Here is a 12,504-nt window from a genome sequence, read left to right as displayed (position 1 = left end):
CAGCAGCAGCCCGGTCAGTACGCCGGCCGCCACCGCAGGGTCGGCCGGGTTCGTCGGCGGCGCGTCCTTGTCGGTGCGCGGCGGCGGCATCCGGCACACCCGGGTCAGCACCGTCTCCAGGACCGGCTTGGGCAGGTTCGGCAGCAGGGCCCGCAGCGGGCCGTCGAACGCGTTCCGTAGCCGGTCCAGGTCCTGCGCCCGGGGCGGATGCCCGAGCAGGTCGGTGGCCAGGTCACGCAGCACCGGGGGTGCGGACGCCGCCAGCCCCAGCCCCACCGAGGCGTCCACGCCGCGCAACTCGCGGTGCAGCCGCTCCTTGTCACCGGACCGTACCCCGGCCGCCACCCGGCGCAGCAGGTCGCCGGCGTCGGTGGCGCCCTTGTCGGTGCCGGGATCGGACTCGTCGGCGCGGTCGGTCAGCTCACCGACGCGTTCGGACCACCACCGGTGCACCGCCGCCGGCCCGGCCGGCGCGCTCTTCTGCGGCCCGCGTTGTTCCGGCCCGGCCTCGGGGCGTCGCCGCTCGCCGGACGGGACCGGCGCCGGCGGGCGGCCGCCGTCCTGGCCCAGACCGATCGCGGCCAGGTATTCGGCCAGCTGCTCCTGGGCCAGCCGCAGCGCGTAGCCGGCGCTCTCGGCGTGTTCGGTGGCCGCCGACAGCTCCGGCACCCCCATCGGGTTCGCCGACTCCTGCCGTACCCAGCGCAGCCGGTCGCCGGCCTTCTGCAGGTGGTCCAGGGCCCGGGCGACCTGGTCGGCGGGCAGGTCGTCAGCCGCGGCGCGGACCAGCGCGCCGATGTCCTCGATGATCGACATGGTGGGTCACAGCGTCGCGACGTAGAGTTGTGCCTGCTCGACCGCGGCCAGGGTCGCCGACAGGCAGTCCTCCAGCTCCTGGTTCGCCTGCGACAGCGACGCCTGTGCGGCGGTGACCGTCTCGTGGCCGCTGCCCTCCAGCGCCCCGGCCAGCGTCAGCTGCGCCTCGTTGAGCCGCTCGCTGGCGCCCTGCACCGCCGCCTGGGCGTCACTGATCTGCTGGAGGGCCGCCTCGATCGCGGATTTCAGCTCAGCAACGCTCGCCACGAAACCTCCTGGGGGCGGGGAGGACTGTCCCCACAACCCTATCCGTTTCCTGCCAGGGCGTCCGGTTCAACCGGCCGCGGGTCGCGTACCGGCAGGTCCGGCCGGCGCGGCGCGCGCCGGCGCGACCGTCCGTCGCATTCGGACGGCCGCCGCGCCCGCGCCCTTCGTGACATGGCGGTGCGTGCTGATCGTCAGCTGTTCCGCCGTTATCGGTACGGCGTGTCGGGCTGCTGGGCAACTGATGATCACAGGTGCCCCGACGCTCGGGCCCGGGCGCCGGTCAGTCGAGGGCGCGCGGGCCGCGTACCGCCGCGCCCAGCGCGGTCACCCGCTCCCGCAGGCCCCGGTCGGCGGTCACCACCACGCAGGGTCGGCCCGCGGTACGCACCAGCTCGACGATCGAGTCGTCGCCCGAGCCCGGCGCGGACACCACGGCGACCCCGTCGACCGCCGGTACGCCGCGCGCCGCGCCCTCCACCACCAGCACGACGTCGACCGGCGGCGGCAGGTCCGCCAGACCCCGCGCGCCGACCCCGACCAGCCGGTCGCGCAGCCGTGCCGTCGCACCCGGCCGGTCCCGCCACCAGCCGTCCGGCCGGGACCCGACCACGTTGGCGGCGTCCACGACCAGCAGCACCCGCGTCTCCATGCCGACCAGCCTCCCGCACCCCGGCACGGCCCGCACCGCGCCCCGCCGCCCGCCCCCGCCGCCCGACTGCCCGTGCCGCCCCGTCGCTCGGTCGCCCCCGCCGCCGCCCGCCCCGCCCGCGCCGTCCCGCCCCCGTGCCGTCCCGCCGCCCGTGCAGTCCGGCGTGCCGGGGCGGCACGCCGGGACGGGACGTTTGCGGTCGGCGAAGCCGGGTAGCCCGGCGCAACACCGGCGGCGCGGTCACGGCGGGGCCGCGCCCGTGACGAGGGACGGGCGAATGAGCAGTGGACCGTTGGGACCCGGCGAGCCCGGCAGCGACCCGTGGGACGAGTTCCTGTCCCGGTACTTCGGCCGCGGTGAACCCCGTCGCCCGAGCAACCGCGTCGACATCACCCGGTTGATGAGCGCGGACGCCCGGGAGCTGCTGACCGACGCCGCCCGCCGGGCCGCCCAGTCCGGCAGCGCCGACCTCGACACCGACCATCTGCTGTGGGCGGCCCTGCAACGGCAGCCGCTGCGTGACCTGGTCCGGCGCGCCGGCGCCGACCCCGACCCCCTGCTCGCCTCGCTCGACGGTCCCGGCGAGGCGCCCCGCGGCGACATCCCGTCGAACATGTCGCTCACCCCGGCCGCCAAGCGGGCCCTGCTCGACGCCCACCAGCTTTCCCGGGCGATCGGCGTCACCTACATCGGACCCGAGCACATCCTGATGGCCCTGCCGCTCAACCCGGAGTCGCCGGCCGGCCGGATGCTCGCCGCCGGCCGGGTGCAGCCCGAGTCGTTGCAGGCCGCCAGCGCCGAACGCGCCGGCGCCCGCAACGGGCACGGCACCCCCACCCTCGACCAGTACGCCCAGGACCTCACCGAACTGGCCCGCGAAGGGCAGATCGACCCGGTCATCGGCCGTGCCGACGAGATCGAACAGGCCGTGGAGATCCTGTCCCGGCGTACGAAGAACAACCCGGTGCTCATCGGCGAGGCCGGGGTCGGCAAGACCGCGATCGTCGAGGGGCTCGCCCAGCGGATCGTCGACGGGGAGGTCCCGCAGACCCTTGTCGGCATGCGGGTCGTCCAGCTCGACCTGGCCGGGCTGGTCGCCGGCACCCGCTACCGCGGCGACTTCGAGGAGCGGCTCAAGAAGGTCATCGACGAGATCCGCGAGCACGGCGAGGAACTGATCGTCTTCCTCGACGAGTTGCACACCCTGGTCGGTGCCGGCGGCAGCGGGGCCGAGGGCGGGATGGACGCCAGCAACATGCTCAAGCCGGCGCTCGCCCGTGGCCAGCTGCGGGTGGTCGGGGCGACCACGCTCGACGAGTACCGCCGGCACATCGAGAAGGACGCGGCGCTGGCCCGCCGCTTCCAGGCGGTCCTGATCCCGGAGCCGAGCGTCGAGGACACCGTCGCCATCCTGCGCGGGCTGCGCGACCGGTACGAGGCCCACCACCAGGTGCGGTTCACCGACGAGGCGCTGGTCGCCGCCGCCGAACTGTCCGACCGCTACGTCACCGACCGCTTCCTGCCCGACAAGGCCATCGACCTCATCGACCAGGCCGGTGCCCGGGTACGGCTGCAGACCCGTACCCCGGCCGCCGACGTACGCGACCTCGAACGGCAGGTGGAGCAGCTCAAACGGGACAAGGACCAGGCGGTCGCCGACGAGCAGTACGAGCGGGCGTCGTCGCTGCGGGACCGGCTGCGCGAGGCCCGGGACCGGTTCGAGACCGCCCGTGGCGGCGGCGACGGCCGGGTGCCGCAGGTACGCACCCAGGAGATCGCCGAGGTGGTGTCACGGGCCACCGGCATCCCGGTCAACCAGCTCACCGAGGAGGAACGCGACCGGCTGCTGCGGCTGGAGACCCACCTGCACGAGCGGGTCGTCGGGCAGGACGACGCGGTCAGCGCGGTCGCCGAGGCGGTCCGCCGCTCGCGTACCGGCCTGGCCGACCCGGACCGGCCGATGGGCAGCTTCCTGTTCCTCGGCCCGACCGGCGTCGGCAAGACCGAGTTGGCGCGGGCGCTGGCCGAGGCGCTGTTCGGCGAGTCGGAGCGGATGGTGCGCTTCGACATGAGCGAGTTCCAGGAGAAACACACCGTCAGCCGGCTGGTCGGCGCGCCGCCGGGCTACGTCGGGTACGAGGAGGCCGGGCAGCTCACCGAGGCGGTGCGCCGCCGCCCGTACGCCGTCGTGCTCTTCGACGAGATCGAGAAGGCGCATCCGGACATCTTCAACATCCTGCTCCAGGTGCTCGACGAGGGACGACTGACCGACAGTCAGGGGCGGACGGTCAACTTCCGCAACACCGTCATGATCATGACCAGCAACCTCGGTTCCGACCTGATCACCGGCAGCCGGCGCAGCGTCGGCTTCGGCACCGAGGGCGAGGGCGGGGGAGAGGACCGCGACCTGCGGGAGCGGCTGATGCGCCTGCTCCAGGAGTCGTTCCGGCCGGAGTTCCTCAACCGGATCGACGAGGTGATCATCTTCCGTCGGCTGGAGGAGCAGCAGCTGCGTCAGATCACCGAACTGATGCTCGAGGAGACCCGGCGGCGGCTGCACGCCCAGAACATCACCGTCGACCTCACCACCGCCGCCGTCGACTGGATCGCCGAGCACGGCCACGAACCGCGCTTCGGCGCCCGGCCGATGCGCCGTACGATCCAGCGCGAGGTCGACAACCGGCTGTCCCGGATGCTGCTCGACGGGACCCTGTCGGCCGGTCAGCGGGTACGCGTCGACGCCCGCGACGGCGACCTGGTCTTCGACGTCTCGGGCACCGAGGCGGCCGGCCGACATCCCGAACCCGCCTCCATCTCCGGCCGCTGACCCCGTACCCCACCGCCCGCCCTTCTTTCGCCGATCTTGCAGTTGTCTCCCCCGTCTGTGCTGGTTTGTCGGGCGACAAGTGCAAGATCGCGGGAGGGCGGGCCCGACGACAGGAGTGTCATGCCCACACCGGACCGCACCGACCCGGAGGTCAACGAGCTCTGGGACGACTTCCACGCGTACGTCAACGTCGACTCGGGGCAGTTGCGGAACTGGTTGCTGGTCCGCGCCTCCAACGAGGACGGCTTTCCCGGCCCGCCGGAGCAGACGATGCCGCAGCCGGGCGGGGCGATCCTCGACATCCTCGGCCGGCGCAAGGTCGACCTGACCGACGGCGACCTGGACGTGATGCGTACGACGGTGGACCAGATCCAGGACCTGCTCGCCGACCGGCCGGCCAACGGCGCCACCGACGACCGGTGGCGCCACGCCCTCCTCGACCTCGGCCACGACCCGCTGCGCGCCACCTGACCGCGTCTCCCACCCGCCCTGCCCAGACGCCCGGACGCGCCTCGTCGCGCGCAGGTGCGCGTCGGCGTGCGTTGATCAAGGAGAAGTTGGGCGACGAACCACCACATGGCGGGCCCGGTTTCTCCTCGATCGACGCGAGCCGGTGTCAGAATGACTGCTCGTGAATCTTGACGATCTTGCGCGCCGGGTCCATGCCACCGCACGGCTCACCGGCCGGTTCGAGTTGCGTTCCGGCCGGGTGACCGACGATTACTTCGACAAGTACCAGTTCGAGGCCGATCCGGTGCTGCTGGATGCGTTGGCCGGGGAACTGGCCGCGCTGGTGCCGGCCGACACCGAGGTGCTGGCCGGCCTGGAGATGGGCGGCATCGCCGTGGTGACCGCGTTGGGACGGCACACCGGGCTGCCGTGTGCGTTCGTCCGCAAGGCGGCGAAGCCCTACGGCACGGCCCGGCTGGCCGAGGGCGCGGACGTCGCCGGTCGCCGGGTACTGGTCGTCGAGGACGTGGTGACCTCCGGCGGGCAGGTGGCGGTCTCGACGCGGCGGCTGCGCGAACTCGGCGCCCGGATCGACGCCGCGCTGTGCGTGATCGATCGCCAGGAGGGTGGGGCCGAGGCGCTGGCGGCCGAGGAGATCGGGCTACGGGCGCTGCTGCGCCGGGCCGATCTGGAGAGGGCGGCCGGCGGCGCCGGTTCCTGAGCCGTGACCGTGTCCGGGCGGCCCGGTCGCCGGCGGCGGAAACCGCGTCGCCCGTACCGCGGATGTTCAGGCCGGGCCGAGGCTGGGCAGTTCCAGGCCGAGCGCGTCCAGGGCGGCGGTCCGTTCGGCGCGGAGTTCCTCTTCACGGGCGACGAGCGTCGCGTACTCGGTGATGTGCGTCGGCTCCGGCACGGCCGGCAGCCGGCGCAGGAACGCCTCCACGTCGCGGGCGGCGGCGGTGTGCGCGGCGGCCATGCGTCGCGCGGTTTCCAGACGGCCGGCGTCGGGCGACTCTGTCTGCGTCATGTCCGGGCCTACCCCGTCAGCGCCGGTTCGCACCCGCCGCCTGGCCCCGCCCCGCCCCGCCCCGCCCCGGCTCGCCCCGGCCCGCCCCGCCCCGGCCCGCCCCGCCCCGGCCCGCCCCGGCCCGCGCCGGAGAACGGCAAGATCCGCGTGATCAGGGACCGTAGCGGTCGACACGCCGACGACACGCACGACTTGCTCCCTGATCACGCGGATCTTTGGGGCGCCGGGCCGGCACCGCCGGCCCGGGCACCTTACGGGTTGGTCAGGCCCAGGGTGTAGCTGCCGGAGCCGCTGTACGCGTGCACCCGGTAGCGGTAGTAGCCGGCGGTGCCGGAGTAGGTGACCGACTCGTCCGGGCCGGTCGAGGTGCCGCTGGCCACGTTCACCCAGCTGGCGCCGTTCCACTTCTGCAGGTACAGGTCGAAGTCGGTGCCGTTCGGCCCGTCCAGGCAGCCGCGGTGCTGGCCGGAGGTCGACGAGTAGTAGTACGTGCCGCCCGGCTGGTAGGCGTTGCCGCCGCTGCTCAGCGAGCCGGTGTACGTGAACTCGTGGCCGCTGCAGCCGGTCGGCGGGTTCGGGTCGCCGCCGCCCGAGGTACGCAGGGTCAGGCCGTACGCCGACAGGATCTCGTTCAGCGGCTGGAAGTACGTCGTACCGCCGACGCTGCAGTTGCCGGAGCCGCCGGAGGTGACGCCCTGCGCCTGCTGGCCGGCGAGCCACGAGCCGCCGGAGTCGCCGGGCTCGGCGCACGCGGTGGTCCGGGTCAGGCCGCTGACCGTGCCCTCGGCGTAGTAGACGGTGGAGTTCTTGGCCTGGACGGTGCCGCACCGCCAGCCGGTGGTGGAACCGGACCGGCAGACCGACGCGCCGACCGCGGCCTCGGTGTTACCGGCGACGATCACGTTGCCGCCGGCGTAGTTGTTGACCCACGGCTGCGGGGTCCAGTTGGAGTTCGTCTGCACCCAGGCGTAGTCGTTGCCGGGGAACGACGAGCCGCGGAAGGTGCCCTGGGAGACGTTGTTGTAGCCCTGGGTGGGGGTGCCGACGGTGCCGCAGTGGCCGGCGGTGACGAAACCGCCGGTGACCGAGAAGCCGACCGAGCAGCGGCCGCCCATGTAGTAGGCGTCCCCGCCGCGTACGTCGTACAGCGTCTTCGGGGCCTCGGTCGAGGCGACGACCCGGACGGCGGCCGCGTCGACACCGCTGGCCCTGACGAAGTCCGTGGCGGCCGCGGTGCCGCCGCGGGCGAGGACGACGACGGTGTTGGTGGCGACGTCGACGTACCAGCCGGCGACCGAGGTGGCGGAGGTCTTGGCGGCGCTGCCGTCCAGCTTCGCCTTGGCCGCGTCGAGCTGGGCGGCGCTGCGGCTGACGATCCGGGCCTCGGCGCCGGCGGCGCGGACCGTGGCGGCCTGCTTCGCGTCGGTGACGCCGACGACGAACGAGGAGGCGTCCGCGGTCAGCCAGGCGCCGCCGAAGGCGCCGCCGAGCGTCTTGCGCAGGTCGGCCTCGGTACGGCTGGCCGCGGCGTCCCTGGCGAGCCGGGTGCGGGCCTGCTCGGCGGTGAGGCCGAGGTCGCGCTGCATCGCGGCGAACATCTCCGGCGAGGCGGCGTCGGCGGCCGCCGGTGCGGGGGCGGCGTGGGGAGCGGGGGCGGCGGCGGCCGGGGTGGCCGTGGCCGCGAGTACGCCGACGGGCAGCAGGAGTACCGCTGCCGCCGCGGCTAGGTGTCGGTTCATCCGTGTCTCCTTCTCCAACCAGTGGAGGCGTGGGGGATTCCGGCGAAGCCGGGAACGCACCCGCCTCGGGGAGCGGGTGCGTGGATGGCCGGGGCCCGCCGTCGGGGTCTGCCGCGGCCTGTTCCGCACGGCCGTCGGGGTGGCGGCCGTCCGGGGATGGACGGCCGTCGGGGTGGCGGCCGTCCGGGGTGGACGACCGTGGGGGTTACGGCCGTCCCCGGTGGGCGGCCGTGGGGGTTACGGCCGTCCGTTCGATGTCGGTCGATCAAGGCGGGCAACGTCAACTTAACGGCGGTTAAACGGTGCGGGTATATATCACCTGGCTCATATCGCCGATGACCGCCGTCCGGGCTGCCGGCCCTCGGGCACCCGCGGAGGACGGCCGGAGCCGTGCCGCGAAGCGGGGCGGGCCCGCGCGGTGGAGAACGGGCGTCCGGCCGGCCGGGCGCGGACGGCCGCGCGGGAGCGGGGCAGGTCGCGCCCGGGGGCCGGCCCGCGGTGTGGAGCTACCGCCGTGCCGGGGTCAGGCGGCCGCCATCTGCTGTACGCCGAAGTTCGGGTTCTGCTCCAACCAGGTGCGGTAGAGCGAGTTGCGGTCCAGTGAATCGTTGTACGCGCTCATCGCGTGTCCGAGCACCTGGTCGGCGATCCGGGCCGCGGGGGCGTCGGGGTGCCAGCCCAGCAGCAGCCGCCAGCGCAGCGGGGCGCCCGCCATCGGGCGGACCACCAGGCCGCTGACGGGCCGGAAGGTGGCCTGGCACAGCGCCACCGCCTCACCGGCGTCGACCAGGTCGATGCAGCTGCGGATGTCGGTCTCGTAGATCTTGCGGGGGGTGAAGCCGGCGCGGGCGCAGGCGGTGGCGAAACACTCGCTGAAGCAGCCGTCGCCGGGGGCGGCGGCCCAGTGCTCGTCGGCGAGCGCGTCGAGGGGAACCTCGGTGGCGGCGGCGAGCGGGTGGGCCTCCGGGAGCATCACGAAGACCGGGTCGACGGAGACCGTCCGCCAGGTCAGGGCGTATTCGGTGGACGGTGTCGCGTCGCCGCAGACGCCGGCCAGCGCGTAGTCCAACCGTCCGCCGAGGACCATCTGCGCGAGTTCGTCGACGTACCAGGACGCGTACGTGCTGAGCTGGGCGTGTGGCTGGTCGGCGCCGAGCCGGTGCAGGATGCCGCCGAGGATGGGGCTGTTGACCCCGCCGAACCGGTAACTCATGGCGGTGCCGGTGCCGGCGAGCCGGGCGGCCTCGTCCTGGAGTCCCTTCATCGCGGGCAGCAGTACCCGGGACCGGGCGAGCACCAGTTCGCCGAGGGCGGTCGGGCGGGCGCCCCGGCGGTCGCGTTCGAACAGCGGCCCGCCGAGCGTCCGTTCGATGCGTTGCAGTTGTGCGGTGAGGGCCGGCTGGGCCAGCCCGAGCATGGAGGCGGCCTTCGTGACGCTGCCCGTCTCCGCGATCGCGCAGACCACCTTCAGGTGACGCAGCTCCAGGTTCATATCGTGACGGTAGGACCTTCATGGGATCGGCGGGAAGACCTTCGGCCAGTGAAAGATCCCCCAAACGAAAAGTGAAAAGTAACCGAACGGACACTACGGAAGCTCGCAGCGTGGGGTATTGCATACACACGGTGACGGATCGATGTCGAGCATGGTCGAAAACGTCCAGCCGGCATCGTGTGACAGTGATGAATATTTCGCGCCGGAGGCTGTAACACTGGAGCATTTGTGGATACCGTCCGGCGCGGTCACCGCGCGTCAGTGGATCCTGCGGGGTGTCCGGTGGCGGCGAAAAAAATCTGTCGGATCGACACCCGTTCGGGTGACATCCGCGCCGCCGGCGCCGGCTAGGTCAGGTCCTCCGGGTACGTCGTCCGCCCACCGGCCGCGTCCCGAACCTTGTCGACGACGCCGAGCGCCGGCTCGACGACCTTGTTCCACGGCGGCGTGTGCGGGGCACCCGGATGCGGCCGGGTCGGCGCCGCCTCCTCGGCGATCTCGACCCGGTTGCCCAGCCTGATCAGGTCCTCCATCGTGGACACCTCACGCAGTCTGGGGAACAGCGTGCCGTCGGCCGCCCGGACGTGCCGGTCGAGCCCGGCCGTGACGGCGCCGGTCAGCTCCGCGAACCGCGGATCGTCGTCGGCGGCGCCCTCCAGCACCCGCAGCGCGGTCAGCAGTTCGACATCGGCGGCGACCTCGCGCTCGGCGAGCTGGTCGCCGTCGCCGAGCGCGGCCCGCACGCTCGGATAGAGGTACTGCTCCTCCGCCGACAGATGCCGGCTCAGCGTGGCGGTCAGCACCTCGACCAGGTCACGCCGCCGGTGTGGCGCGCCCGTGGACGACACCGTACCGCCGGCCAGCTCGCGGCACAGCGCGGTGATCCGCTCGTGTTCCTCGGTGAGTACGTCGACGATGCTGCGGCCACCCGGATCGTGCGCCGCGTCGTCGCCGGTGTGCGGCAGCGGCGGCAGGGTCATTCCCCCACCTCTTGTTGCTCGGTCATGCGTACCCTCCCGGGTTGGTCGGCCGGCGGTGCCGGCCGATGACGGCCCCGCGATACCCCCGCCCGCGACCACCGAAACCCGGGCCCCGGACCCGCACCGGCGGGGCGCCGCCCGGCCCCGTCCCGTGATCCCGGCGACGACGGTCACCGCCGCCGACTGGTAAGAAGAGCGCATGAGCCTCCGCCATCCCGCGCCGACCGACGAGGTCGTCGAGCTGTGCCGTGACCTGTTGCGCATCGACAGCACCAACACCGGCGACACCCGGACCAGCGCGGGGGAGCGGCAGGCCGCCGAATACGTCGCCGGCAAGCTGGCCGAGGTCGGCATCGAACCCACCATCCTGGAGACGGAACGCGGCCGCACCAACGTCGTCGCCCGGATCGCCGGCACCGACCCCGGACGCGACGCCCTGCTCGTGCACGGCCACCTCGACGTGGTGCCGGCCGACCCCGACGAGTGGTCGGTGCACCCGTTCTCCGGCGAGGTCCACGACGGCTACGTGTGGGGCCGCGGTGCGATCGACATGAAGGACTTCGACGCGATGACGCTCGCGGTGGTCCGCGACTGGCAGCGCACCGGCGTACGCCCGCCCCGCGACATCGTGCTCGCCTTCACCGCCGACGAGGAGGCCGGCAGCGACCTCGGCGCGCACTTCCTCGTCGAACAGCACCCGGAGCTGTTCGAGGGCTGCACCGAGGCGGTCGGTGAGGTCGGCGGCTTCTCCTACACCGTCAACGACGACCTGCGCCTCTATCTGGTCGAGACCGCCGAGAAGGGCATCGAGTGGCTCCGCCTGCATGCCCGCGGCCGGCCCGGCCACGGCTCGATGATCCACGACGACAACGCGGTGACCGAGCTGGCCGCGGCGGTCGCCCGGGTCGGCCGGCACCGCTTCCCGATGGTCGTCACCCCGACCGTACGGGCGTTCCTCGAGGAGGTCTCGGCGGCGCTCGGGGTCGAACTGGACCCGGACGACCCGGAGACCGCGATCGCCAAGCTCGGCCCGATCGCCAACATCATCGGCGCCACGATCCGGCACACCGCCAACCCGACCCGGCTCGAGGCCGGCTACAAGGACAACGTGATCCCCGGTCGGGCCACCGCCACCATCGACTGCCGCACGCTGCCCGGTGACGCCGACGAGTTCATCGCCCAGCTGCGCGAGGTGATCGGCCCCGACCTGGAGATCGAGCACATCCAACGGCAGCCGGCGCTGGAGACCACGTTCGACGGTGCGCTCGTCGACGCGATGGCCGCCGCCCTGCGCGCCGAGGACCCGGGTGCCCGCGCGGTGCCGTACATGCTCTCCGGCGGCACCGACGCCAAGGCGTTCACCCGGCTCGGGATCCGCTGCTTCGGCTTCGCGCCGCTGCGCCTGCCGGCCGACCTCAACTTCTCCGCGCTCTTCCACGGCATCGACGAGCGCGTACCGGTCGACGGACTACAGTTCGGCGTGCGGGTGCTCGACCGGTTCCTGCGGGCAAGCTGATTCCCGCCCCACCCGCTCAAACCCACTCGAAGGGACAGTCAACACCATGACCGACCAGTACGCGGAGCTCGACTCCGCCCTGGAACGGGTTGTCGAGGCCGCCCGGGGCCATCTCGCCGCCGTGAAGGCCGCCCAGGGCCGCATCGACGACGACAACGTCTGGCAGGCGTACGTCGCCCTCAACAACGCCTCCTACGCGTACGACGAGCTGCTGCTCGACGCGTTCGGCGAGGTGACACCCTGGGACGTCGATCTGATCGACCCGGACGAGGTCGACGAGCGGTTCGCCACCGGCGGGGCGGCGGGCGCAGAACCGGGCGACCCGCACCCCCGCGTGGTGTCGGTACGCCAGCGCCGTGACTACCGGGTGCCGAGCACCGCCGCCCTGCTGCGGGTCGCCGACGCGGCCCGGCGGGCCGGAACCCCCGACGACGTCGAGCCGGAACCGGTGGAGAGCGTCGGGGAGGCGGTGCTGGAGCTGCTGCAGAGCGGCGACGGGTCGCTCGCCGGGCTCGACGTGCCCGAGCTCGAACCGCTCGACGGGGTCGTGCTGGTCAGCGAGATCGACGCGCCGCTGGACGTGGAGTCGTTCAGCGACGACGACAGCTCGCAGCTCTTCCAGGGGGGGCCCACCGACGTGCTGGTCGGCCGGCTCGACGAGCACCCGATGCTGACCGACGAACTCGACGAACACGACCACGACCACCCGCACCCGGCGCCCCGGCCGGGCCGCTGACGGTT

General features: G+C 73.3%; 11 protein-coding genes. 5 read left to right on the top strand and 6 right to left on the bottom strand.

Translation table 11 applies throughout. The annotated features are described in order from the left end of the window. Positions 1 to 822: 822 nt before the first annotated feature. Together Prubr_RS33630 and Prubr_RS33625 are read right to left on the bottom strand one after the other, a co-directional pair. Positions 823 to 1,083, bottom strand: coding sequence for a hypothetical protein (locus Prubr_RS33630; protein WP_212819392.1), 261 nt, complete (start codon positions 1,081 to 1,083; stop codon positions 823 to 825). Between the two features lie 280 nt (positions 1,084 to 1,363). Then, the gene (locus tag Prubr_RS33625) at positions 1,364 to 1,732 is read right to left on the bottom strand and encodes a PIN domain-containing protein (protein WP_212819390.1); all 369 of its coding nucleotides are present in this window, start codon (positions 1,730 to 1,732) and stop codon (positions 1,364 to 1,366) included. 277 nt (positions 1,733 to 2,009) lie between these two features. On the opposite strand from Prubr_RS33625, the gene Prubr_RS33620 reads away from it, so the two are divergent. From Prubr_RS33620 to Prubr_RS33610, 3 genes are all read left to right on the top strand, one after another. After that, on the top strand, positions 2,010 to 4,559 hold the full coding sequence (locus Prubr_RS33620) for an ATP-dependent Clp protease ATP-binding subunit (RefSeq protein WP_212819388.1): 2,550 nt from the start codon (positions 2,010 to 2,012) through the stop codon (positions 4,557 to 4,559). Between the two features lie 120 nt (positions 4,560 to 4,679). Then, positions 4,680 to 5,030, top strand: coding sequence for a DUF3140 domain-containing protein (locus Prubr_RS33615; RefSeq protein WP_212819386.1), 351 nt, complete (start codon positions 4,680 to 4,682; stop codon positions 5,028 to 5,030). A 160-nt stretch (positions 5,031 to 5,190) separates the two neighbouring features. Continuing rightward, entirely contained in the window at positions 5,191 to 5,730 is a 540-nt protein-coding gene (locus Prubr_RS33610) for an orotate phosphoribosyltransferase (protein ID WP_212819384.1), read from the top strand. Positions 5,731 to 5,796: 66 nt separating this feature from the next. Here the strand turns inward: Prubr_RS33610 and Prubr_RS33605 are convergent, their stop codons facing one another. The 4 genes from Prubr_RS33605 to Prubr_RS33590 form a co-directional block, all read right to left on the bottom strand. Then, a complete protein-coding gene (locus Prubr_RS33605) occupies positions 5,797 to 6,036 on the bottom strand; it encodes a hypothetical protein (protein WP_212819382.1) in 240 nt (79 codons plus the stop codon). Between the two features lie 251 nt (positions 6,037 to 6,287). Beyond that, on the bottom strand, positions 6,288 to 7,775 hold the full coding sequence (locus Prubr_RS33600) for a S1 family peptidase (protein WP_246568004.1): 1,488 nt from the start codon (positions 7,773 to 7,775) through the stop codon (positions 6,288 to 6,290). Between the two features lie 523 nt (positions 7,776 to 8,298). Continuing rightward, a complete protein-coding gene (locus tag Prubr_RS33595; RefSeq protein ID WP_212819380.1) occupies positions 8,299 to 9,267 on the bottom strand; it encodes a LysR family transcriptional regulator in 969 nt (322 codons plus the stop codon). A gap of 347 nt (positions 9,268 to 9,614) precedes the next feature. Beyond that, positions 9,615 to 10,247: a hemerythrin domain-containing protein gene (locus Prubr_RS33590; protein WP_212819378.1), complete on the bottom strand. Its 633-nt coding sequence runs from the start codon at positions 10,245 to 10,247 to the stop codon at positions 9,615 to 9,617. A 199-nt stretch (positions 10,248 to 10,446) separates the two neighbouring features. Between Prubr_RS33590 and Prubr_RS33585 the strand changes: the two genes are divergently transcribed. Both Prubr_RS33585 and Prubr_RS33580 read left to right on the top strand, forming a co-directional pair. Further along, positions 10,447 to 11,763, top strand: coding sequence for a M20/M25/M40 family metallo-hydrolase (locus tag Prubr_RS33585; RefSeq protein WP_212819376.1), 1,317 nt, complete (start codon positions 10,447 to 10,449; stop codon positions 11,761 to 11,763). A gap of 46 nt (positions 11,764 to 11,809) precedes the next feature. Next, positions 11,810 to 12,499 (top strand): hypothetical protein, encoded by a 690-nt coding sequence (locus tag Prubr_RS33580; protein WP_212819374.1) that lies wholly within the window; start codon positions 11,810 to 11,812, stop codon positions 12,497 to 12,499. The last annotated feature ends 5 nt before the right edge of the window (positions 12,500 to 12,504 follow it).

The sequence above is a fragment of the Polymorphospora rubra genome (genome assembly GCF_018324255.1).
In the GTDB taxonomy this organism is placed as follows: domain Bacteria; phylum Actinomycetota; class Actinomycetes; order Mycobacteriales; family Micromonosporaceae; genus Polymorphospora; species Polymorphospora rubra.
This window is presented reverse-complemented; position numbering and strand designations above follow the sequence as displayed.